This is a genomic window from Streptomyces sp. Root1304, from assembly GCF_001426405.1.
In the GTDB taxonomy this organism is placed as follows: Bacteria; Actinomycetota; Actinomycetes; order Streptomycetales; family Streptomycetaceae; genus Streptomyces.
The window spans coordinates 204,552-226,045 of record NZ_LMEP01000004.1 but is presented as its reverse complement, the minus strand read 5'-3'; the positions used below and the strand labels follow the sequence as shown (position 1 = coordinate 226,045).

Below are 21,494 nucleotides of genomic sequence, written 5' to 3'. Positions count from 1 at the left end.
CGAGCAGCGCGTCGGGCTTGCGGCGCAGGAGGCCGGCGATGCCGTCCGCGATGAGCTCGCCGCCCGCCTTGGCGTCCTTGACGATGACAACTTCCACGTATGGCCTACCGTTTCTGAAGGAGGGTGGACTAGACCACCGTATCGAGATCGGCCCGCTCGGGAAACCTGGCTCGACCACTTTATTCGGTCATTGACAGAACGTTTTCGGGCTCCTACGTTGACCGGCAGCGATCAGGCCGTCGACCACGGTCGGCGCGCTTCCCCACGACGGTCCGACATCAGCAGACACCGACACCAGGTGGTACTCATGACCCCTTCGCCCTCGATCGATCGTCGCCGCGTCCTGCAGTGGGGAGCGGTCGCCGGCCTCGCCGCGGCGTTCGCCCCCGACACGGCCGCCGCCGGCACGCCCCGTGTCCGGATCACCGAACTGGGCCCGGCGGTGAACAACTTCTCGCTGGCCGCCGGCATCCCCGTCGGCGATCGGGTGTACGTCGCCTCGCGCAACATCGACCCCATGCGCATCGTGGGCTACGACCTCGCCACGCAGAAGGTCACGAGCATCACGCCAGGGCCCGGGATCAGCACCCAGCTGCTGGCCGCCGACCCCGACGGCCGCTACCTCTACTCGGCGATCGACGAACGCGGAGGCACCGCGCCCGGGTTCATCCGGCTCGACCTGTCGCAGCCGGACGCCCCGAAGGAGGACCTGGCGAAGCTGGGCGGCCTGAGGCCCTACGCGATCGCGATGGCGCCCGACGGTGTGCTGTTCTTCGGTGGTCAGGAGACCGCTCCACGGCTCCGGATGTACGACCCGGCGTCCGACACTCTGACGGAGATCACCGGACCGGACCCCCACGTGCCGATGATCCGCTGCCTGGTGGCGACCGAACACCACCTCTACATCGGCACCGGTGCGTCCCTCGGCGCGACCCCGACCAGCACCAGGGCGGGGCTGTTCGTCATGGATCGCGCCACCGGCGAGTACACGTCCCTGCTGCCCCCTGAGTTCGCCGATGCCGTCGAGGTGCGCGACATCGCCCTCAAGGGCGACACGCTCTACGTCTGTGCCAGCCCCGCGGACGGAGCCGCGGTCGCGATCATCGACCTCGCCGATCCGAACCGGTACCGGCTACTGCGTCACGGCGGCAAGTTCCTGCGATTGCCGGTCTTCGTGGGCGAGGACAAGGTGTACTTCAACGGCGGCACGCTGGTGGAGCTCACGCCGAGCACCGGGGTCTTCCGTGGGATCGAGCTCCAGGAGGGCGAGTTCGGCGAGATCTGGGGGCTGTGGGAACGGGACGGGTCGGTGATGGCCGTCTCGGCGTTCGGCCTCGTCTACCAGGTGGACCCCGCCACCGGTCAGGCCACGACCTACGACCTGGTGGCCGGAGGCGCGCCGGCCGACCCCCAACTGGCGATGTCGGTCGCCGCCGGAGCCGACGGCGTCTACGTGGGCGGCACCAACGCGGTGATGCGCCACGACCTCCGCGACGGCACGAAGACCCGGATCCTCGCACCGAGCGAGGCCAAGGACATCCTCATCCACGAGCGCGTGGCCTACTTCGCGCAGTACAACGGCATCGGCATCCTGGCCCACGACCCGCGGGTCGACGGCGAATGGACCCGCAAGCAGGCCCTCCTGCCTCCCGGCCAGAACCGGCCGCACCAGATCGTCTGGGACGACAGGAACCAGGTGGCGCTGATCGGCCTCCAGTCCGACACCCTCGGCGGCGGCTCGCTGATGACGTTCGACCCGAGGACCTCCGAGACGACGGTCGCCGTCAACCCGATCGACAAGACCCAGATGGTGCGGACCGTCGCGGTGCATGACGGCATCGCCTTCCTCGGCGGGCAGAACGTCGGCAACAGCGGCGGGACCGTGGTGGCGTGGGATCCCTCGTCCCACCGCGAGCTGTGGCGGATGACTCCGCAGACCAGGCCGACCGGCGTCACCGGCCTCGCGGTGCTGGGCCGTCACCTGTACGTCATGTGCCACCGGGGCGACTTCTTCGTGGTCGACCTGACGACGCGACAGGTGGTCCACACCGCCAACCACGGGCCGGTGGTACCCAACTACGGCACGCTTCTGGTGAGCCGTGGGCAGGTGTTCTGCGCTTCCAGCAAGGCCTTCTTCCGGCTCGACCCGCGGACCTTCGAGCGCACCGACCTCGCCACCCTGAACGGCGAGTGGTACGGCATCCCGCGCGCGACGGTCGACGAGGTGGGCCGGTTCTACGCGATCCGCGGCCGCAACCTGGTCCGCATCGAACTCCAGGACCGCTGACCCACGTCTCGGCGCTCCTCGCGGCGAGCGGCACGCTGCACAGCTTCCCGAAGTCCGTCCTTCGGCACCTGTTGCGACAGGTGCCGAAGGATCCCTTCTTCGAGACGGTCCGCCGGCCCGCGAGCAGCAGGGCGGCTACCCGGCCAAGTGCGCGTGACAAGCCACTAGAACGCCTCTGCCGCGAGGGTCGCTCCGGCTCGCCGAAGCCAGTGCGGGGCGTGGGCGCGGGCCGAGGCGTCGTCGCCAGCGAGTGCGGTCAGGGAGAGCAATGTGTGTGCCCTGCCGTCGGCCGCGGCAACCCGCCCTGCCACTACCGCAGCGGACGTGCCCGCCCTGTGGGCCCGGTGCAATGACTCGCCGACGGCCTTGCCCAGGGCGCTGGTCCGGTCGAAGCATCCCTCACCCGTGATCAGCAGGTCGGCGGCGGCGAGTTCGCGGTCGAGGGCGAGCAGGTCGGCGATGGCTGCCGACCCGGGCACCAGCCGGGCGTCCCAGGCGGCCGCGAGGCCATAGGCCGTGCCGCCGGCCGCCCCGGCGCCGGGGGCTTCTGGATCCCCGCCGAGCAGCGTGGCCAGGCGGGCGAGCCCACGGTCCAGATGGGCGACTTCCCCCGGTCCCGCGCCCTTCTGCGGGCCGTAGACGGCCGCCGCGCCCTCCGGCCCCCGCAGCGGGTTCGTCACGTCGCTCAGCAGGAGAACCCCGCCGGGCGGCGGCGGACGAAGGGCCGTCAGGTCGGCCGTGGCGGCCTGGACGAGGATGCCGCCGCCGTCCGGGAGGAGACGGCCGTCGGCGTCGAGCAGCCTCAGGCCCAGCGCACTCAGGAGTCCGGCGCCGCCGTCCGTGGAGGCCGAGCCTCCCAGGGCCACCACGAGGCGTCGGGCGCCGTCGTCCAGGGCACGCGCGATCGTCTCACCGGTGCCGCGTGTCGTGGCCGTGAGCGGGGCGAGTCGGCCTTCCAGCAGCGGAAGGCCGCTGGCGATGGCGAGTTCGACCAGTGCCGTACCGTCGGGGAGCATCGCGTACGCCCCCTCGACGCTACGGCCGTCGGGCCCGGTGCAGCCCGGCACCATGCGCATCTCCGTACCCGGCGTGGCCGACGCGACGGCTTCGAGGGTGCCCTCGCCGCCGTCCGCCATGGGCAGCAGAACCAGGTCGTCGTGCGGCCGGACGGAGCGCCAGCCGTCGGCCAGGGCGCGTGCTGCCTGCGCCGCCGTCGCGGTCCCCTTGAACGAATCGGGTGCTATGACGACCCTCATGGGCCGGCCACATGGGCCAGGTGGCGTTCGACCACGGTCTTGAGGGTCTGCTCACCCGGGGTGTCCCAGATGTGCTCGTTGAAGATCTCGACCTCGATCCAGCCGGTGTAGCCGGCGGCGGCGACCTGGTCGGTCAGCGTGCGGAAGTCGATGCGGCCGTCGCCGACGTGGCCCCTGCCGAGCAGGGCGTCGGCGGGCAGCGGCAGGGTCCAGTCGCAGACCTGGTACGAGGCGATCCGCTGTCCGGCGCGCGCGATCTGGCGCGGCAGGTCCGGGTCCCACCAGACGTGGTAGCTGTCGACGACAACGCCCACCTGCTCCACGGGGTGCTGCTCGGCGAGGTCCAGCGCCTGGCCCAGGGTGGAGACGACCGCCCGGTCCGCGCAGAACATGGGGTGCAGGGGTTCGATCGCCATACGGACCCCGGCGTCACCCGCGTGCGGGGCGAGTTCGGCGATCAGGTCGGCGACCCGTGTCCGGGCGCCGGCCAGGTCGCGTGATCCCTCGGGCAGGCCGCCGACGACCATGACGAGCGTGTCGGTGCCGAGTTCGGCGGCCTCTTCCAGAGCACGGAAGTTCTCCACCAGCGCCGCCCGGTACGCCTCGGGCCCGTCGACGGTGAGGAAGCCGCCGCGGCACAGGCTGCTGACGGCGAGGCCGGCGTCGCGGACCAGCCTCACCGCCTCCGACAGCCCTGCTTCGGCGACTTTGTCCCGCCACAGGCCGATCGCCGGGATACCAGCGTCCACGCACCCCCGGACGGCTTCGGGAAGGCTCCACCGCTTGGTGGTGATCTGGTTCAGCGACAGGCGCTCCAGCCCGCTCACGCGTCCACCCCCGCGATGTGGAGGAACTGCCGCATCCGCTGGGCGGCGAGCTCCGGGTCGGGAAGGACGCCGGCCGCGTCGGCGAGCCGGAACAGCTCGGTCAGATGCGAGACGGAACGACCGCTCTGCGCACCGGCCACCATGGTGAAGTGACTCTGGTGTCCGGCCAGCCAGGCGAGGAAGACCACTCCGGTCTTGTAGTGGTACGTCGGCGCGGCGAACAGGTGCCGGGCCAGCGGCAGGGTGGGCTCCATCAGGGCGTCGTACCGGTCGGTGTCACCCGCGTCCAGTGCGCGCAGCGCGACCGCCGCAACGGCCGCGATGGGGTCGAAGACGCCCAGCAGCGCGTCACTGTGACCTACCTCGTCCCCGCGGATCAGATCGGGATAGTTGAAGTCGTCGCCCGTGTACAGGCGTACGCCCTCCGGCAGCGCGCGCCGTAGCGCGATCTCCCGGTCGGCATCGAGGAGGGACACCTTGATGCCGTCGACGCGGGGCTCGTTCTCCCTGATCAGGTCGAGCACCGTGTCGGTCGCGTCGTCCAGGTTCACGCCGCCCCAGTAGCCGGCCAGTGCCGGGTCGAACATCTCGCCCAGCCAGTGCAGGATCACCGGCTGCGAAGCGGTGTCGATGACCTCGCCGTACACGTGGAGGTAGTCCTCGGGGCCCTTGGCCACCGCGGCCAGTGCGCGGCTCGCCATCAGGATCGGCCGGGCACCGGCCTCCTCCACGACGGCCAGCTGTTCCTGGTACGCGTCGATGACGGCGGGCAGGGAGGGGGGCCCGGTGAGCTGGTCGGTGCCGACGCCGCAGGCCAGCCGTCCGCCCACGGCGCGGGCCTCCGCTCCGGACCGGGTGATGAGTTCACGGGTGGCGACCCAGTCGAGGCCCATGCCGCGCTGGGCGGTGTCCATGGCGTCGGCGACGCCGAGGCCGAGGGACCACAGGTGCCGGCGGAAGGCGAGCGTGGTGTCCCAGTCGACGGCCGCAGGGGCTCCCGGGCGGTTGTCTGCCAGGGGATCGGCGACCACATGCGCGGCCGCGTACACGACCCGGGAGGTGATCGGGCGGTCGGGCACGTCGAGGACGGCGGGGGCGCGGAGACGGTGGGGGCCGTCCGGGAGGCGCAGGACGAGTGTCATCAGATCTCCAGTGCGGGGACGTCGAGACGGCGGCCCTCGCGGGCGGAGCGCAGGCCGAGTTCGGCGAGCTGGACGCCCTTGGCGCCCTCCAGCAGGTCCCAGTGGTACGCGGAGCCGGTCACCACGTGCTTGAGGAAGAGCTCCCACTGGATCTTGAAGCCGTTGTCGAACTCGCCGTTGTCCGGGACCTGCTGCCACTGGTCGCGGAACGACTCGGTCACCGGCAGGTCCGGGTTCCACACCGGCTTCGGCGTCAGGGAGCGGTGCTGGACACGGCAGTTGCGCAGGCCCGCGACGGCGCTGCCCTCAGTGCCGTCCACCTGGAACTCGACCAGCTCGTCGCGGTCGACCCGGACGGCCCAGGAAGAGTTGATCTGGGCGGTGATGCCGCCCTCCAGCTCGAAGACGCCGTAGGCGGCGTCGTCCGCCGTCGCCGGGTAGCTCCGGCCCTGCTCGTCGACCCGCGCGGGGATGTGGGTCGCGGTGTGCGCGTACACGGAGCGGACCTCGCCGAACAGGCCGTCGAGTACGTACCGCCAGTGCGGGAACATGTCGAGGATCATGCCGCCGCCGTCCTCGGCACGGTAGTTCCAGGAGGGGCGCTGGGCGGTCTGCCAGTCGCCTTCGAAGACCCAGTAGCCGAACTCGCCGCGTACGGAGAGGATCCGTCCGAAGAAGCCGCTGTCGATGAGCCGCTTGAGCTTCAGCAGGCCGGGCAGGAACAGCTTGTCCTGCACGGCGCCGTTGCACACACCCGCCTCGCGTGCCAGCCGGGCCAGTTCCAGTGCGGCGTCGAGGGATTCGGCGGTCGGCTTCTCGGTGTAGATGTGCTTGCCGGCCGCGATCGCGGTCCGGATCGCCTTCTCCCGAGCCGTGGTGACCTGGGCGTCGAAGTAGATCTCGGCGAGGGGGTGGGCCAGGGCCTCGTCCAGCTCCGTGGTCCAGTGCTCCAGGCCGTGCCGGTCGGCCAGTTCCTTCAGCTTGCGGTCGCTGCGGCCGACGAGGATCGGTTCGGGCCAGATGACGGTTCCGTCGTCCAGGGGCAGACCGCCCTGTTCGCGGATGGCCAGCACGGAGCGGACCAGGTGCTGGCGGTAGCCCATGCGACCGGTCACGCCGTTCATGACGATGCCTACGACTTTGCGGCTCATGCTCGTGTCTTCCTCTGGTGTGGCGTGGAGCTAAATGCAACTGAGTGCAGAAAGCGCTTGCTATGCGGTATGCGGCTGCCCCCGCCTCCTTGTGAGAGGTAGGGATCGGGGTACCCGTGTCAGGTCAGCCGGTTTCGGCGACGCAACGGAAGCCGATGTTGCCGGCGCTGCTGTCGGGAGTGTTGGAGCTGCGGGCGTCGACCCGGTAGCGGAAGCAGTAGCTCTCGTGGCACAGGTAGGAGCCGCCCCGCATCACCTTGCGGTCCCCGCTCGGCGGCCCGACGGGGTCGGCCCGGGGGCCGGTGGCGTGCCACGTGGGGTGGAACCAGTCGGAGCACCACTCCCACACGTTGCCGCAGGTGTTGTACAGGCCGTACCCGTTGGGCTCGTACGCGTCGGCCGGTGCGGTGCCGAGGTGGCCGTCCGCGCCGGTGTTGCGCGCGGGGAACTCGCCCTGCCACACGTTCATCCGGTGCTCCCCGCCGGGCTCGCGCTCGTCGCCCCATGGGTATCGGGCCTGCGTCAGACCGCCGCGGGCCGCGTACTCCCACTCGGCCTCGGTCGGCAGGCGCTTGCCCGCCCACTTCGCGTAGGCGCGGGCGTCACGCCAGGTGACGTGGACCACCGGGTGGTCCATGCGGTCGGCGATGTCCGATCCGGGTCCTTCGGGACGGCGCCAGTCGGCGTGCGCGACTTCCCGCCACCACGGCGTCACCGGTACGGGGCGGCCGCCCCCTACACCGTCGGGCAGCAGGCCGGCGAACACGAAGGAGGTGCCGAACCGCTCTGCCAGCGTCACCCACCCGGTGGCGTCGGTGAACTCGGCGAACGCCTCGTTGGTGACCGTCGTGGTGTCGATCAGGAAGGGCGCGAGGCGGATCTCGCGCACCGGGCCCTCTCCGTCGGCGGCGTACCCGTCTCCGGCGTCGGTGCCCATCAGGAACGTACCGCCGGGCAGCAGCGCCATGCCGGGACGCCCGGACGGAAGCCGTTCCCCGCTCGGCTCCATCGCAGGCAGCCGCTGCTCCCGCCCGGCCTCGCGGCTCGCGGCACAGCACGACCGCTGCGCGGTCATGACAGGCTCACCGGTGCGCCGCTCGTGCGGCTGCGGTGGGCGGCCTCGACGATCGCGACGATGTCGAGCACCTCCGCCTCGGGGACGTTGGGGATGCCGGTGCGGCAGGCGTCGACGATCGAGGCGAGCAGCCCGGTGAGCATGGGCGGTCCGGCCTCGATGGTGAATTCACGTGCTCCGCCGGGACCGCTGACGCGCCCCGTCGTGAGCGGTGACCACCGCTCCTCACCTCCGAGGGTCGCCACCCGTCCGTCCGGCCAGGTCAGCGTGACCCTGTCGCCGGTCGAGGCGTCGACCTGCGCGCATCCCGGCCCGAGCGCCGCGACCGCGAGGTCGACCAGGTGCACGCCGTACCAGGCCAGGAAGGCGTGGCCGGGCTGGGTGGGCAACGGGCCGGTCAGGTCGACGCGGTCGGCCCGCCCCCAGCCGGTGGCGCGGCGGAACTCGGGTGTGAAGCGCTTCGGTGAGCCCGCCAGCGGCAGGCACCCGTGGACACCTGCCGTCGCCAGCATGGCCCGGGCGTCCTCCGCCGTGAGAGCGAAGCGCGTGTCGACGTAGACCGGCTTGCCGAACGGCGCCAGCCGGGTGAAGTACCCGGCGTGGGTACGGGCGTCGGAGGCGACGACGAGCAGGGCGTCACAGCGCTCGGCGACGTCCTCGGGAGTGTCGTACAGCAGCACGCCCAGATCGGAGACCTCCTGGGCGAAGGCGTCGATGCGGTCCCGGCTGAGCGGGAAGTCCTCGGCCGCCACGCCCCTCCAGGCCGCGACGACCGTGCCGCCCGCCACGGTGCCGGTGACTCCGTCTCCGAAGAGTCGGGTGAAGGACGGTGCGTGCGGGGAGTCGACGCCGATGAGTCCGAACCGCAGGGGTGGCGCTGTCACGTCGTACGTCATCCCTTCACCCCCGACGAGGTGACGCCGGCGACGATGTGCCGCTGGAGGACCATGAAGATCACGAAGCAGGGGATGAAGCTCACGAGGGCGGCGGACATGATGCCGGCCGTGGACACCGTCTCGGTGTGCAGGGTGGCGAGTCCGACCGTCAGGGTCCGGGCCTCGTCCGTCTGGCCGACGACGAGCGGCCACAGGAGGTCGTTCCAGTGCCACAGGAAGACGAAGATGGCGAGCGTGGCGAGCACCGGCCGGATCAGCGGCAGCACGATCTGCACGAAGGTCCGCCACTCCCCCGCACCGTCGATCCGTGCCGCGTCGAAGAGTTCGTCGGGCAGGTCGCGGACGAACTGCCGGATGAGGAAGACCGCCTGGGCGTTGGCGAGGGTCGGCATGATCAGGCCCCACAGGGTGTTCACCCCGTCCATGCGGGCCACCAGGATGAAGGTGGGGATGAGCGTGGCCTGCATCGGCACCATCAAGGTGGCGACGATCGCCCACAGCACCGCGTTGCGCCCGGGGAACCTCTTGCGCACCAGGGCGTAGGCGGCCATGGAGGCGGTGAGGAGGATGACCACCACGGAGACCACGGAGTAGACGAAGGAGTTGAGGAGCCAGAGCGGGAACTCTCCGACCTCGAAGATCCGCGTGATGTTGTCGAGCGTGAGGGAGTCGGGGATCGCGTGCGGCAGGGTGGGCGCGTCCTCGGGCGAGAGGGCGAGGACAACCACGGCGATCAGCGGCGCGACGGTGAACAGCGAGATGACGGTGAGCGCGAGGACCGGCAGCCGGTTGCGGGGCCGACGGGCGGCGGGGCGGCCGGCGTCGAGGGTGGAGGGCTGGGCGGTCACTTGGTCTCCTTGCCTTCGACGAGGCGTCGCTGGACGAGGGACAGGACGAGCACGATGACGAAGAGGACCATGCCGATCGCCGCCGCGTAGCCGAAGTCGAGGAACTTGAAGCCCTCGTCGTAGAGGAAGTAGATGAGGCTGTGGCTGGCCCGGTTGGGGCCGCCGCCGGTCATCACGTAGATGGTGTCGAACACCTGGAAGCCGATGATCGTCTCGATCACGAGGACGAAGAACATCACGGGCTTGAGCAGCGGGAGGGTCACATGCCGGAACGCCTGCCAGCTGCTCGCCCCGTCGAGGCGCGCCGCCTCGTGCACCTCGGCGGGCTGGGCCTTGAGTCCGGCGAGGAAGACGAGCATCGAGTATCCGAAGCCCTTCCACACCGAGACCAGCGCGAGGCTGGCGAGGACCAGGAGCTGGTCCCCGGTGAGGAACGGGACCGGGCCGAGTCCGAGTCCGCCGAGCGCGGCGTTGAGCGGCCCGTCCATGTCGAAGATCCAGGACCAGATGATGCCGGCCATCACGAAGGAGCTGAGGTACGGGACGAAGAGCACGGCCCGGAACGTGCCGGTGAACCTCACCATCTTGTTCAGGAGCAGCGCGCCGGCCAGCGAGACGACGATGATGAGCGGCACGAAGATGAGCACGTAGCTCACCGTCACGCCGAGGCTCTGCCAGAAGTGGGGGTCGGAGAACAGGCGCGTGTAGTTCTCGGCCCCCAGATAGCTGACGTCGCCGTTGAGGCGGTAGCGCGTCAGGCTCATCGCACCGGCGCCGGCGATGGGAAGGAACTTGAACACCACGAAGATGACGAGCGTCGGCAGCACGAACAGGATGCCCGCCATGGCCTCACGGCGCTTCAGACGGCGCCGGGCCGCCCGACTGCTCGGAGAGAGGTGCATGGGCTCAGGATGGCGGAACGGTCGGCTGTCCGAGCCGGTGCTCGGAGGTGTGTACACGGGCATGGCGGCCTATCAGCGGGGAGGAGAGGAAGCGCGCGGTCGGTTGGCGGGGACCGCGCGCTCCCCTGACGGGTTCAGGACCGGGCGAGAAGGGCGCGCGCTTCCTCGGCGGCCTTCTTCAGCGCCTCCTTCGGCGTGAGGTCGCCGCCGAGGGCGGCCTGGATGTACGGCGCCAGGGTGGCCATCACCTGGCGGGCGAAGGGCGAGGGCTCACCGGGGTTGGCGTACTGGAGGGTGTCGTTCAGGACCTTGAGGTCGGGGCCGGAGTCCGGCGTGTCGACGCCGATGCGGGTCGGCAGGTTGCCAGCGGCAGCGTTGAGCGACTTCTGGGATTCGGCCGAGGAGAGGTAGGAGAGCACCTCGTAGGCGGCTTCCCGGTTCTCCTCCTCGTTGATGGAGGTCAGGGACAGCAGACCGGGGTTGCCGTAGGTCGCCCGGACCTTGCCCTGGAGGGGCAGGCCGAGGGACACGTTCTCCTTGCCGAGGGCGGCGCGCATCTGCTTGAGCTCGGGCAGGGACGTGACGGGTCGCATGGCGACCTTGCCGGCCGCGATGGGGGCCCCTTCGACCTTGGGGCCTTCGGTGGCCGCCTCGGCGGGGAGGCCGCCCGCCTTCTTCAAGTCGACGAGGAACTGGAGAGCGGAGACGCCGGCGGGCGAGTCGAACGCGACGTCGCTGCCGTCCGGGCTGAAGACGAACCCACCGGCCTGCCAGAGCAGGGGGTAGAACGAGAGGTTCAGGGTCTGCTCGGGGCTGCCGGCGTAGTCCATGACGGCGATGCCCTTCTTGGCGAGTACCGGGGCGGCCTTGAGCACGTCGTCCCAGGTCTTCGGCAGGGCGAGGCCGGCATCGGCGAAGATCTTGGTGTTGTACGCGGTGGTGTTGACGTTCTGGAAGGCGGGGACGCCGTAGAGCTTGCCCTCGATGGTGGCGGCTTCGAGCGTCCCGGGGAGGAACTTCGTACGGTCGTCGGCGACGGCGTCGTCGACGGGAAGCAGCCCCCGCACCTTGTGGTAGGTCGCGGCCTGGTCGGGGGTGATCAGGACGATGTCCGGGCCGGATCCCGCGGCGAGGGCGGCGGAGATCTGGGCGTCGCGCTTGTCGAAGGTCTGCAGTTCGATGTTCAGGTCGATGTCGGGGTGGGCCTTCTCGAAGGCGGCTTCGGTCCCGGCCCAGTACTTCTTGCTCGCGGCCTCGTCCTTGATGACGGGGTACATCCACAGCGTGACCTCGGCCTTGCCGTCACCGGAACCCGAGCCCGAGCAGGCCGTGATCGCCATGGTGGCGGCAGCGGCGAGGGCCGCGAAGCGAAGCGGTCGTGTGCTCATGCTGTTTCTCTCTCTCGTGGGGGTGCGACGGCCTTGTCGGCAAGGGAGTGACAGATGGGGGCGGACGGACCGGGAAGCGGCTGCGTCCCGTGGTCGTGGGCGGCGTGGCCCAGAGCGGTGAGAGCGTCCTGATGACGCCGTTGCAGCGGCGGCGCGCTGAGGAGCGGATCGCCGGTGGCGCGCATCCAGTCCAGCAACGCGGCGGCGAGTTCGCCCCGGACGCCCTCGTAGGCGGGGTCCAGGGCACGGTTGTCCCGCTCGTGCGGATCGCGGACCAGGTCGTACAGCTCCAGAGCGGGACTGGAGCCGATGCTGGAGCCGTTGAGGTCCACGGGGAGGCTGCGCCGTATCCACGACTGGGTGGGGTCCATGGCCCGCGGGGCGTTGGAGAAGTTCACGACCAGCTTGTGCGACGCGGACCGCACCGAGCGCTTCGGGTCGTAGTAGATGTGGTGGGACAGCTGCCCGAAGGTGTGGGTACGAGCCGGGCGGTCCTGTTCCACGACGGGGACCAGGCTGACGCCCTGACCGTCCGCGGGCTCTGGCAGGCCGACGAGTTCGAACAGGGTGGGCAGGACGTCGACATGGCTGACCTGGCCTTCGACGCGGCGGGCGCACCAGTCGGGCCGGCCTGGTACGCGCATCATGAGCGCGACTTCCAGGCCGGGGTCGTAGAGGGTGCACTTCGCCCGGGGCAGCGCGAGGCCGTGGTCGGTGGTGAACACGACGATGGTGTCGTCGTTCAGACCGAGAGCGTCGAGGTGGGCCAGGATGCTCCCGACGCCCTCGTCCATGTGGCGTACGGCGCCCTGCAGTTCGGCGATCTCTTCGCGGGCGCCCTCGTCGTCCTGGAGGTACGGGGGGACGGTGAGCCCGAGGGAGTCGTCCGCGGTCACCTTGCCGCCGAGGAACCCCATGACTCCGGGTCGGTCGTTCTTCGACGGTGTGCGGTGCGGTTCGTGGAATCCGACCTGGAGGTAGAAGGGGGAGTCCGACGCGGCCGCCCGGTCGAGGGCCTCGACGGTGCGCTCGACGACGGTGTCCCGGTCACCGCCGCTGCGGACCCGGTCGAAGCCGAGGCGCTCGGCCACGACGTCGTCCGCCAGGACCCGTGACTCGTGGTGCACGCCGATGAGTTCGGTCGCGTATCCTGCCGCGCGCAGACGGCCGGCGAGGTGGGTCGAGGGGTCGGTGAGATCCCAGCCGAAGGGGTCGTGGGTGAGTCCGAGGACCCCGTTGGCCTGCGGGTAGGTGCCGGTGAACAGGGAGGCCCGGGCGGGGCTGCAGTGCGGGGCTGTGGCGAACGCCGCCTCGAACAGGGCCGACTGCGCGGCGAGGGCGTCCAGGTGCGGTGAGACCACGGTGGGAACCTCGTACGCGCCGAGGAACCGGCCCAGGTCGTGGCAGTGGAGCAGCAGAATGTTGCGTGCCGTGGTCGCGGTCATCCCATCCTCGCCAGGTCCTCGCGCGTCAGCGCGTGCTCCAGAGGCTCTCCTGCCAGGTGCCGGCGGATCTCCTCCACGACGATCCGCCCCGCGCGTTGCCGCGAGTCGCTGGTCGCGCCGGCGATGTGCGGCGTGAGGAGGGCGTTCGGCAGGCGGCGCCAGCGGTCGTCGACGGGCAGCGGCTCGCGGTCGAACACGTCCAGGGCGGCGTCGATCCGACCCGAGGCGACCGCCTCGAACAGGGCGTCCATGTCCACGATCGAGGGCCGGGAGGTATTGACGAACCGGGTGCCGTCCCGCATCGCGGCGATCTCGTCCGCGCCGATCATGCCGTGCGTCTCCGGTGTGGCCGGGGCGTGTACGGCGACGACGTCGCTGGAGGCGAGCAGGTCCCGCAGTCCGGTGGTGAACTCGGCGAGCGGATCACAGGGCTGGACGTACGGGTCGTAGACGCGGATGTCGGCACCGAGCGCCCGGCACATGTCGATGTAACGCCGCCCGGTCCGTGAGGCGCCGACGACCCCGATGCGGGCCCCGCTGATCTCGCGTGCCCGCTCGGAACCGGCAACCGTCTCCCAGCTCCGGCCGGAGTGGAGCGCGTGGTCGTGGCGGTGGGTACGGCGCAGCAGGGACAGCGTGAAGCCCAGGGAGAGCTCCGCCACGGCCGGGGCCATCGCCGCTCCCGCCTGGGAGACGGGCAGGCCGGTGGCCCAGAAGTCGTCGCTGACGAGCCAGTGGAGCGAGGACGCGGCGTGCATGACGAAACGCAGGTCGGGTGCCAGCGCGAGGCGGGCGGCGTCGAGCCGGGGGAATCCCCAGGCGGTGACGAGAACGTGTACGCCGTCGAGGGCCCGGCGAAAGGCGTCCTCCGTCTGCAGCGCGGCCGGCTCCCGCTCGGTGACCTCACCGAGCGCTGCCAGTGCCTGAAGTGTCGCCGGAGGGAAGAAGGCTTCCTTCTCTCCTGGAGGGACGCTCAGGAGGATCCGGATGTGTGAGCCCAGAAGGCGCTGCTCCTGGCCCACTCCGAGGTGGTGACTCATGCGGCGAAGCTAACCCCGAGAGTTACTTCTGTCAATGACCGAATAAACTAGACTGGGCCCACGCGCCCAGAGGACGGAGCCCCGTCCACATCGAGCGATCAGCAGAAGGAGCCGCCAGTCATGAGGCCACGCGCCGGGAGCAAAGCCCTGATCCGCGAGATCAACGAAGCCCTGGTTCTCGATGTCGTCCGTGCTCATCGCCCTGTGGCCAGGGCCAGGATCGCCGCCGAGACCGGACTGAGTCCGGCGACCGTCACCGGCATCACGACCCGGCTGCTGGGCGCCGGGCTGCTCACGGAGACCGACGCCGTACGCAACACCGGAGGCAGGCCCGCCCGCCTGCTCGACCTGGGCACCGACGCCGTACTCGCCGCCGGCGTCAGGCTGTCGGACACCGAGGCCTACGTGGTGCTGGTCAACCTGCGGGGTGACGTCGTCGCCGCCCACCAGGAGCCACTGGCCTCCACCCGCCCGCAGGACGTCGGCGAGAGCGTCGCCCGCGCGGTGGCCCTCGCCGGCGCGAGCAAGACCTCCGCGACCCTCATCGGCGTCGGCGTCGCCGTGTCGGGCGTGGTCGACCAGCAGGGCGGCGTCGTCCGGCACAGCGGATCGATGGGCTGGGAGAACGTACCGCTCCAGCGTCGGTTGACGGCGCTGCTGGAGGCTCCCGTCGTGCTCGACAGCTACGTCAACGCCTTGGCCTCCGGTCTGCTGCTCTTCGACGACAGACTCACCGGCCGGGATCTCATGATCTTCAGCGTGGGAGCGAGTCTGGGAGCCTCCGTGGTGGTGCGGGGACGCATTCACCGTGGCTTCAGCGGCAGCGCCGGGGGGTTCGCCCACTCCCGCGTCGGCACAGATGCCGGGCGGCCCTGCCACTGCGGTGCCGAGGACTGCCTGGAGACCTGGGCCAGTCACTGGGGTATCCAGCGAGAGCTCGAAAGGCGCGGTGCGAAGCCGGGAAGCCCCGTCGGCCGCGACGACGACATCATCGAGAGCGCCGCCGACAGCCTCGGCACCGCCGTGGCCAACGCCGCCAAGATGCTCGGCCCGGAACGGGTCGTGGTCGCCTTCACGCCCGAGATGAACCTGCCGGCACTCACCGCCCGGACGGAGCAGGTGTTCCGACGGCAGTACGCTCACGGCACCAGCACTCCCCCCGCGCTGGAGATCGCCGCGACCGGCCCCTCCAGTCACGCCGCCGGCGCCGCCTACACCGTCCTGGCACAGCTCTTCACCGCCAGCACCTCCGATCCGGACACCAGCGGCGCCCACAGCAGCGTCACGGCCGGATGAGCCCGGGCCGACGCGGGCCCGGCATGGGCGACTCCGCACAGACCATCCGCCTTTCGTTCACGCCCAGACGCATCCGCGACGACGGTGAAACGCCCGACTACCGCTTCTCTCTCGCCAACGAGCGGACCTTCCTCGCCTGGATACGGACAGCGCTCGCGCTCATCGGTGGTGGCTTCGCCGTCGACCAGTTCCTGACGGACCTCGACGGGACGGTGCGGGCGGCTCTGGCACTCGCCACCATCGGCGTGGGCGCGCTGTGCGCCGTGCGGGCGGTGCACCACTGGGTCCGCTGCGAACGGGCGATACGACGCGGCGAGGACCTGCCGGCCACCGCCTTTCCCGCGCTGCTCGCCGCCTTGGTGACCATCGTCTCCGTCACCATGGTGGCCGTCGTGGCCCAGGGCAGCGCATGACCGCACCGAGCAACCGCGACCCCGGGCTCCAACCCGAACGCACACGGCTCGCCTGGCGCCGGACCACCCTCACCTGGACGGTCACGGCCCTTCTCGCGAGCCGTCAGACAGCCCACTCCCCCGCGATACTCGCCGCGGCCATGGTCACCGCACTGCTCACCTTCTGGGCCGTCGCGCACCACCGGATCACAACGTTGCGCCACGCCGAGGAACCTCCGACCATGGCGCCGGGCACTGCGGCCGCCGCCCTTGCCACCACGCTCACGCTGGCAGCGATCGCCGTCGTCCACGTCCTGTAGCACTCGGCATCCGCCCACCACCGCCCCTCCGTCGGGCAACGGGCGACGGGCGACGGGCAGACGACGATCCACCGGCCCGACAGGGCGTGCACCGCCACGCCGGCCGGTGCACGCCCTGGGCTCCTCGCTGAACGAGCCGTGGGCGGCGGCCGTCAGACAGCTGCCGCCGCGGCGAGCAGGTCCCGGGCTAGCAGCCCCGCACCCACGCACCCGGCGGCGTCCCCGAGGGCCGCCGGGACGATCGTGGGGAGCTTCTGGAACGTGATGCGTTCCGCCACTGCGGCGCGTAGGGGTGCGAGCAGGGTTTCTCCGGCCTCGGCGAGGCCGCCGCCGATGATCAGTGTGCGGGGGTCCAGGACCGTGAGCGCGGTGAGCAGGCCGTCGGCGAGGGCGTCGACCGCCGCCCGCCACACCCCGTTCGCCGCCTCGTCGCCCGCCGCGACGGCCCGGGCGCAGTCGGCGGCGTCGGCGGCGGGGTCACCGCTCGCCACGGCCCAGGCGCGACCGACCGCGGCTGCGGAGGCCACGGCCTCCAGACAGCCGCGCCCGCCGCAGCCGCACGCAGGGCCGCCGGGTCGTACGACGATGTGGCCGAGCTCGCCGGCGCCGCCGCGGGCGCCGGCCTCGATGCCGCCGTCCAGACCGATCGCACCGGCGATGCCGGTGCCGAGCGACACGTACAGGAACCGGCCGGTGCCCCGGCCCGCCCCGATGCGGCCCTCGGCAAGGCCGCCGGTGCGCACGTCGTGCCCGAGCGCGACGGGGATCCGCCCGAGCCTGTAGCTGATCAGCCCCCGCAGCGGGACGTTCCGCCAGCCCAGGCCGGCGGAGTAGACGGCGACGCCGCGCTCCGCGTCGACGGTGCCGGGCACGGCGACCCCTGCGGCCTCGGCCGCCGTGCCGAAGTGCCTCTCTCCGTGGGCGCGCAGCTCCTTTGCGAAGCCGACGATCGACTCCACGACGGCGTCGGGCCCCCGCTCGCGCCCGGTGGCCCGCCGCGCCGCGTACAACAGCGCCCCGTCCAGCCCGACCAGAGCCGCTTTCATTCCGGTGCCCCCCACATCGAGGGCGATGACATGTCTCACGGGAACACTCTCACTGGTGACTCAGGCCGTTCTGACCACTGGTTCGTATCTCGTGCCGCGTCGTGACACGGCTGTGAGGGCGAGGACTTCCTAGCGATGGAGGAGCCTCGCCCCGCGGGCTCAGCCCTGGGAGAGATCCAGGACGCGGATGTCGTCGTGGTAGACGACGCGCGTCGGTACGTCCCCCTTTTCGATCGTCTGGCCGGGGCGGTAGAGGCCCCACTTGATGTAGCCGAAGTCGGCCGGGTTGACGGGGTGGAAGGTCTGCACGTTCTCGTACGTCTGCCGCAGCGTGTAATCCGCTTCGCCGGGCATCCGTGTGGAGACCTTGTAGTAGCCGGTGCTGTCGTCCGTCCAGCTCACGTCCACGCGGAAGTGCATCCACTGACCGATGTGGGGGCGGAAGTCGCCGACCACGGTGGACTGGAGGTCGAGGGTCGGCGACCGGAAGGCGATGCTGTTCCGCTTGGTCATGAGGTAGAAGGAGGGAAGGTTTCCGCCGGCGTGCTTCCCCTGGAAGATGATGTCGCCGGTTTCCGACTCCCCGGACTCCCACGTATCCCAGTCCTTCAGCAGGACGCTGAACTCGTACCGCTGCTTGTCGCCGACGACGAACTTTCCCTCGTAGACGTCGTTCGTGGCGCTCTCGCTGCGCGGGGCGCCGTCGGAGACGTAAGCGGGATCGCCCAGGGTCACCTTGTGCGCAACGGCGTGGTCCTCGCCCGACTCTACGACGTACGAAGCGTCGGCCGCAGTCGCGTGCGTCGTGGTCAGGTTCGGGATGCCGGAGTTCAGTTCGCCGTTCCTGTAATCGATGGCCAGCAGGACAGGGACGCTGCTACTGGTGGTGCACGAGACCACCGAAGACTCGCTCCCGCCGTCCTGCCCCGCCTGCGCGGTGGCCAGGCCGGCGATGGTCAGCGTTCCCGCCATGGCCACGGCGATGGCGGACCGCCTCGTCGACTTCTTCATGGTCAGATCACCGGCCTGTCCTCGACGCGGACGAGGTTGTGGCCGCGCATGGTGTACAGCCGGCCGTAGTTGTCGGCGTTGACATGCGGGCCGCTGTACCAGGCGCCGTTGATCTCGGGGACGACGGTGCTGACGGCGAAGGTCTTGGGATCGAAGCGGAAGAGGGTGGTGTCGGAGACGCCGTAGACGATGCCCCGGCTGGTGACCATGGCCGCGAAGCCGGGGCAGAGGGCGCGGTGGTCGGCGGTGTGGATCACCCGGCGGATCGTGACGTCGACGACGAAGAAGCCGCCCTTACGGGTGAGTCCGTACAGGTGCTTGCCGTGCACTGCCAGTGCAGCCGTTCCCGTGGTCAGGGTCGCGGGGAGGTCGATGCGCCACAGCTCCCGCCCGGCGACCGGGTCGAAGGCTACGATCGTGCCACGAGGCCCCTGCGTGGTGGGGTTGTCTCCGCCGAGGAACGCGACGCCTTCCCGGGTGGCGACGGCACGCACCAACTGGCTTTTGTCGATCGGGTTGATGTAGGCGGCCTTCTTGCCCGTCTTCGTGGAGTAGGTCCACAGGGAGCCCCCTCCCTCGGTGTCGGACTGCGCGCCGACCAGCAGGAGCTCGTTGATCGGGTCGTGGCAGACGTCGAGCGGACGGTTCTGTTCGCTCGGGAACGCCGCCAGCTGGTGGGGCTGCTCGTCACGCAGGGGGTCGTACGTCCACATGCCCTGCGAGCTGTACTGGCCGGTGTAGAGCTCCCCGTCCAGCACCTGGGCGTCCTTCGCCTCACCGGGCGCCCGGAGGTTGACCACCTTGCCGCTGCGCAGGTCGTGACGGGCTATGCCGTTGTTGCCGCCGACGTAGACGAACCGGTGGTCGGCGGCGATCCCCATGGTGGCCTGGGGACTGACGGGGGCGCCCGCCGGACCGAGTTCGGTGACGAAGGACGCACCGGCGGCCATGTCGATCTCCGCGACGAAGCCGTAACCCGAGACGACGGTCAGCTTGCCGCCGGCGTAGTCCAGGCCCCAGATCTCGCCGAGGTCGCCGTCGAACGCGACGGGGGCGACGACCTTGCTCGCCGTCGAGTAGGAGTGCAGGCCCGCATCGGTGGCGAAGTAGATCAGGTCGCCGTTCGCGGCCAGATTCTTGACCACCTTGCCGGTGGTGGGCGTGACGCTGTACGAGGAGAGGTCGGCCAGGTCCATCACGGCGAGCTTGGCGGGTTCGGTCGAGCCCGCTGTACTGACGACGAGGCGGTCGCCGAGGACGAGGAGGTCGCGCAGGCTGGGGTCCTTCTCCATCTCCGGCGGGGTGACGTTGCCGAAGGTGCCCGCCTTCCGGTCGTACGCGTACAGCGACGCCTTGCTCGCCCCGTCTCCGCCGCCCAGGGTGCTGCCGGCGCCGAAGAAGACGGTGGTGTCCGTGGCGGCGACGGTCCTGGCCAGGGTCGCCTTCGGGTCGGGGATGCCGAGGTTGGTCACTTTGCCGGTGCCCGGGTCGTACATCCACAGCGCGGGCGCCTTGCCCGGCACGCCGCCGACGGCGTACACGGTGCCGTCGGGGGCGACGGCGAGGTCGCGGATGTCGCGGTCCTCGGTCCGGCCGACGCCCACGGCGGGCTTGTCCGGGGTGGTCAGGTCCCAGCGGAAGATGTTCGGCCTGCCCTCGTCGCCCTTGGTCAGGATGCCCGCGTACAGGTACCTGCCGGTGGAGTCGGCGGCGAGCGCCTGGATCGAGTGACCCACGCCGAGGACGGTCTGGGACACGACCTTGCGCGTCGGCAGGTGGAAGGCGATCACCCGGGTCGGTTCGAGGTTGCGGGACCCGATGTAGACCGTGTCACCGACCTGGAGTGCGCTCATGAGCGCGAACTGCTCGATGCCGGGGCCGAGATCGGTGATGCGGACGCAGGGTCCGTCGGCCGTGGCCTTGGCCTGGGCCGGTGCGGTGAGCAGCGGGCCCGCGGCCGCGGCGAGCCCGAGGGCACCGCCTGCCATGAGCAACTGACGCCTGCCCATCGAAGGATGGTCTTGCATGGGGGGACTCCTTTGGTCGTTGTGCGGGGGACACAAAGCGGGGAGGAGCAAGAGCCGTGGTGGGGAGCCCACGGGAGGGGTCGGCCGGTCCCCGGATGGACGGAATCCGGGGACCGGACGTGTCAGGCCGACGTCGCGAGGGCGGCGTGGTGCACGGCGTGCGCGAACGGTTCTCCGGAGCAGTAGCGCTTGACCTCGTCAACGGCGCTGCTGGTGATCCGGTGGAGTTCGCCGCCGAGCGAGCCGGCGATGTGCGGGGTGAGGAGGACGTTGGGCAGGGAGTAGAGCGGTGAGGTGGCGGGGAGCACCTCCGGCTCGGTGACGTCGATGACCGCCCCGATGCGACCGGTCACGACTTCGGCGGTGAGGGCGTCGGTGTCGACGAGGGACCCGCGTGCCGTGTTGATGAGCGTGGAGCCGTCGCGCATCAGTGACAGCCTGTGCGCGTCCACCATGTGGTGGGTCTCCGGCAGGGCCGGCGCGTGCAGCGAGACGACGTCCGAGCCGGCGACGAGTTCGTCGAGGCCGACGTGCCGGGCGCCCAGCTCCGCGGCCTGCGCGGCGTCGACGTGGGGGTCGGCGAGGAGCAGGTCGAGGTCGTAGGGCCGCAGCAGTTCGAGGACCTTGCGGCCGACGAGCGAGGCGCCGACCAGGCCCACGGTCCGGCGGTAGTTGCCGAATCCGGGGAAGTGCTGGGACCAGTCGAGGGCGGCACGGTGGTCGCGGTAGAGGCCGCCTATGTCCAGGACCCTCTTGTTGGCGAAGAGGATCGCGGCGACGGTGTACTCGGCGACCGGGACGGCGTTGGCAGCGGCGGCCGAGGAGACCACCAGTCCGCGGTCCCAACAGGCCTGGGTAACATGGTGCTTGACACTGCCCGCCGCGTGGACGATCGCCTTCAGCGCAGGCGCCCGTGCCAGGATCTCCTCGTCGAGGACGGGACAGCCCCAGGACGTGATGAGGATCTCCGCGTCCTCCAGGGCCGGTTCCTCGGTAAGGTCCTCGGCGACGTGGTCCGGGTCGATGTCGACGTACGCCGTCAGACGCTGGATCTCGGCGGGTGAGAACAGGGCGTCCCGGTGGCGACGCCCCATGGCGAACAGGGCGCGAGGGCGGGTGGTCGGGGTCGGGCGCATGGAAGGGTT

Annotated in this window: 19 protein-coding genes and 1 pseudogene; 4 read left to right on the top strand and 16 right to left on the bottom strand. The window is 70.7% G+C overall.

Annotation, left to right across the window (positions count from 1 at the left end; all coding sequences use genetic code 11):
* Positions 1–97 (bottom strand): annotated as a pseudogene (locus ASD33_RS34900) (glucosamine-6-phosphate deaminase); the annotation flags it as partial.
* A 210-nt stretch (positions 98–307) separates the two neighbouring features.
* Here ASD33_RS34900 and ASD33_RS08905 point away from each other — a divergent pair.
* Positions 308–2,287 carry a PQQ-binding-like beta-propeller repeat protein gene (locus ASD33_RS08905; RefSeq protein ID WP_056556146.1) on the top strand — a complete coding sequence of 660 codons (1,980 nt, stop codon included), beginning with the start codon at positions 308–310 and terminating at the stop codon, positions 2,285–2,287.
* Positions 2,288–2,451: 164 nt separating this feature from the next.
* On the opposite strand, the gene ASD33_RS08900 is transcribed toward ASD33_RS08905, so the two are convergent.
* The 11 genes from ASD33_RS08900 to ASD33_RS08850 all read right to left on the bottom strand — a co-directional run bounded on the left by ASD33_RS08900 (position 2,452) and on the right by ASD33_RS08850 (position 14,257).
* Positions 2,452–3,543: a glycerate kinase gene (locus ASD33_RS08900; RefSeq protein ID WP_056556143.1), complete on the bottom strand. Its 1,092-nt coding sequence runs from the start codon at positions 3,541–3,543 to the stop codon at positions 2,452–2,454.
* On the bottom strand, positions 3,540–4,370 hold the full coding sequence (locus ASD33_RS08895) for a sugar phosphate isomerase/epimerase (protein WP_056556140.1): 831 nt from the start codon (positions 4,368–4,370) through the stop codon (positions 3,540–3,542). The genes ASD33_RS08900 and ASD33_RS08895 overlap by 4 nt, the downstream gene beginning before the upstream one ends.
* Positions 4,367–5,512 (bottom strand): dihydrodipicolinate synthase family protein, encoded by a 1,146-nt coding sequence (locus tag ASD33_RS08890; protein ID WP_056556137.1) that lies wholly within the window; start codon positions 5,510–5,512, stop codon positions 4,367–4,369. The genes ASD33_RS08895 and ASD33_RS08890 overlap by 4 nt, the downstream gene beginning before the upstream one ends.
* On the bottom strand, positions 5,512–6,663 hold the full coding sequence (locus ASD33_RS08885; RefSeq protein WP_056556133.1) for a Gfo/Idh/MocA family oxidoreductase: 1,152 nt from the start codon (positions 6,661–6,663) through the stop codon (positions 5,512–5,514). Before ASD33_RS08885 ends, ASD33_RS08890 begins: the two co-directional genes overlap by 1 nt.
* Positions 6,664–6,787: 124 nt before the next feature.
* A complete protein-coding gene (locus tag ASD33_RS08880) occupies positions 6,788–7,672 on the bottom strand; it encodes a formylglycine-generating enzyme family protein (protein WP_242426879.1) in 885 nt (294 codons plus the stop codon).
* Positions 7,673–7,734: 62 nt separating this feature from the next.
* On the bottom strand, positions 7,735–8,622 hold the full coding sequence (locus ASD33_RS08875) for a hypothetical protein (RefSeq protein WP_199863482.1): 888 nt from the start codon (positions 8,620–8,622) through the stop codon (positions 7,735–7,737).
* An 8-nt stretch (positions 8,623–8,630) separates the two neighbouring features.
* Positions 8,631–9,482 carry a carbohydrate ABC transporter permease gene (locus tag ASD33_RS08870; protein ID WP_107103651.1) on the bottom strand — a complete coding sequence of 284 codons (852 nt, stop codon included), beginning with the start codon at positions 9,480–9,482 and terminating at the stop codon, positions 8,631–8,633.
* Positions 9,479–10,384 (bottom strand): sugar ABC transporter permease, encoded by a 906-nt coding sequence (locus tag ASD33_RS08865; RefSeq protein ID WP_056556123.1) that lies wholly within the window; start codon positions 10,382–10,384, stop codon positions 9,479–9,481. The genes ASD33_RS08870 and ASD33_RS08865 overlap by 4 nt, the downstream gene beginning before the upstream one ends.
* Before the next feature lie 134 nt (positions 10,385–10,518).
* Positions 10,519–11,772 carry an extracellular solute-binding protein gene (locus ASD33_RS08860; protein WP_056556120.1) on the bottom strand — a complete coding sequence of 418 codons (1,254 nt, stop codon included), beginning with the start codon at positions 11,770–11,772 and terminating at the stop codon, positions 10,519–10,521.
* Positions 11,769–13,217 (bottom strand): sulfatase, encoded by a 1,449-nt coding sequence (locus ASD33_RS08855; protein WP_079044656.1) that lies wholly within the window; start codon positions 13,215–13,217, stop codon positions 11,769–11,771. Before ASD33_RS08855 ends, ASD33_RS08860 begins: the two co-directional genes overlap by 4 nt.
* Entirely contained in the window at positions 13,214–14,257 is a 1,044-nt protein-coding gene (locus tag ASD33_RS08850; protein ID WP_056556117.1) for a hydroxyacid dehydrogenase, read from the bottom strand. Before ASD33_RS08850 ends, ASD33_RS08855 begins: the two co-directional genes overlap by 4 nt.
* Before the next feature lie 120 nt (positions 14,258–14,377).
* On the opposite strand from ASD33_RS08850, the gene ASD33_RS08845 reads away from it, so the two are divergent.
* Genes ASD33_RS08845 through ASD33_RS08835 form a run of 3 tightly spaced genes read left to right on the top strand, consistent with a single transcriptional unit; the run spans position 14,378 to position 16,265 of the window.
* Positions 14,378–15,553 carry an ROK family protein gene (locus ASD33_RS08845; protein ID WP_056556115.1) on the top strand — a complete coding sequence of 392 codons (1,176 nt, stop codon included), beginning with the start codon at positions 14,378–14,380 and terminating at the stop codon, positions 15,551–15,553.
* Positions 15,554–15,576: 23 nt separating this feature from the next.
* Positions 15,577–15,966: a DUF202 domain-containing protein gene (locus ASD33_RS08840; RefSeq protein ID WP_056556113.1), complete on the top strand. Its 390-nt coding sequence runs from the start codon at positions 15,577–15,579 to the stop codon at positions 15,964–15,966.
* On the top strand, positions 15,963–16,265 hold the full coding sequence (locus ASD33_RS08835) for a DUF202 domain-containing protein (RefSeq protein ID WP_056556112.1): 303 nt from the start codon (positions 15,963–15,965) through the stop codon (positions 16,263–16,265). The genes ASD33_RS08840 and ASD33_RS08835 overlap by 4 nt, the downstream gene beginning before the upstream one ends.
* A 152-nt stretch (positions 16,266–16,417) precedes the next feature.
* On the opposite strand, the gene ASD33_RS08830 is transcribed toward ASD33_RS08835, so the two are convergent.
* The 4 genes from ASD33_RS08830 to ASD33_RS08815 form a co-directional block, all read right to left on the bottom strand.
* Positions 16,418–17,350: an ROK family protein gene (locus ASD33_RS08830; protein ID WP_056556109.1), complete on the bottom strand. Its 933-nt coding sequence runs from the start codon at positions 17,348–17,350 to the stop codon at positions 16,418–16,420.
* Positions 17,351–17,470: 120 nt separating this feature from the next.
* Entirely contained in the window at positions 17,471–18,322 is an 852-nt protein-coding gene (locus ASD33_RS08825; protein ID WP_056556106.1) for a heparin lyase I family protein, read from the bottom strand.
* Between the two features lie 2 nt (positions 18,323–18,324).
* Positions 18,325–20,349: a PQQ-binding-like beta-propeller repeat protein gene (locus ASD33_RS08820; protein ID WP_056556103.1), complete on the bottom strand. Its 2,025-nt coding sequence runs from the start codon at positions 20,347–20,349 to the stop codon at positions 18,325–18,327.
* Between the two features lie 122 nt (positions 20,350–20,471).
* Positions 20,472–21,485, bottom strand: coding sequence for a hydroxyacid dehydrogenase (locus tag ASD33_RS08815; protein WP_056556099.1), 1,014 nt, complete (start codon positions 21,483–21,485; stop codon positions 20,472–20,474).
* Positions 21,486–21,494 lie beyond the last annotated feature (9 nt).

Excerpts from the sequence above, each read along its gene's own strand:
- ASD33_RS08855 (WP_079044656.1), bottom strand. The coding sequence starts at position 13,217 with ATGACCGCGACCACGGCACGCAACATTCTGCTGCTCCACTGCCACGAC.
- ASD33_RS08890 (WP_056556137.1), bottom strand. The coding sequence starts at position 5,512 with ATGACACTCGTCCTGCGCCTCCCGGACGGCCCCCACCGTCTCCGCGCC.
- ASD33_RS08845 (WP_056556115.1), top strand. The coding sequence starts at position 14,378 with ATGAGGCCACGCGCCGGGAGCAAAGCCCTGATCCGCGAGATCAACGAA.
- ASD33_RS08825 (WP_056556106.1), bottom strand. The coding sequence starts at position 18,322 with ATGAAGAAGTCGACGAGGCGGTCCGCCATCGCCGTGGCCATGGCGGGA.
- ASD33_RS08815 (WP_056556099.1), bottom strand. The coding sequence starts at position 21,485 with ATGCGCCCGACCCCGACCACCCGCCCTCGCGCCCTGTTCGCCATGGGG.
- ASD33_RS08835 (WP_056556112.1), top strand. The coding sequence starts at position 15,963 with ATGACCGCACCGAGCAACCGCGACCCCGGGCTCCAACCCGAACGCACA.
- ASD33_RS08850 (WP_056556117.1), bottom strand. The coding sequence starts at position 14,257 with ATGAGTCACCACCTCGGAGTGGGCCAGGAGCAGCGCCTTCTGGGCTCA.
- ASD33_RS08900 (WP_056556143.1), bottom strand. The coding sequence starts at position 3,543 with ATGAGGGTCGTCATAGCACCCGATTCGTTCAAGGGGACCGCGACGGCG.
- ASD33_RS08905 (WP_056556146.1), top strand. The coding sequence starts at position 308 with ATGACCCCTTCGCCCTCGATCGATCGTCGCCGCGTCCTGCAGTGGGGA.
- ASD33_RS08820 (WP_056556103.1), bottom strand. The coding sequence starts at position 20,349 with ATGCAAGACCATCCTTCGATGGGCAGGCGTCAGTTGCTCATGGCAGGC.
- ASD33_RS08880 (WP_242426879.1), bottom strand. The coding sequence starts at position 7,672 with ATGGAGCCGAGCGGGGAACGGCTTCCGTCCGGGCGTCCCGGCATGGCG.
- ASD33_RS08885 (WP_056556133.1), bottom strand. The coding sequence starts at position 6,663 with ATGAGCCGCAAAGTCGTAGGCATCGTCATGAACGGCGTGACCGGTCGC.
- ASD33_RS08860 (WP_056556120.1), bottom strand. The coding sequence starts at position 11,772 with ATGAGCACACGACCGCTTCGCTTCGCGGCCCTCGCCGCTGCCGCCACC.
- ASD33_RS08865 (WP_056556123.1), bottom strand. The coding sequence starts at position 10,384 with ATGCACCTCTCTCCGAGCAGTCGGGCGGCCCGGCGCCGTCTGAAGCGC.
- ASD33_RS08840 (WP_056556113.1), top strand. The coding sequence starts at position 15,577 with ATGGGCGACTCCGCACAGACCATCCGCCTTTCGTTCACGCCCAGACGC.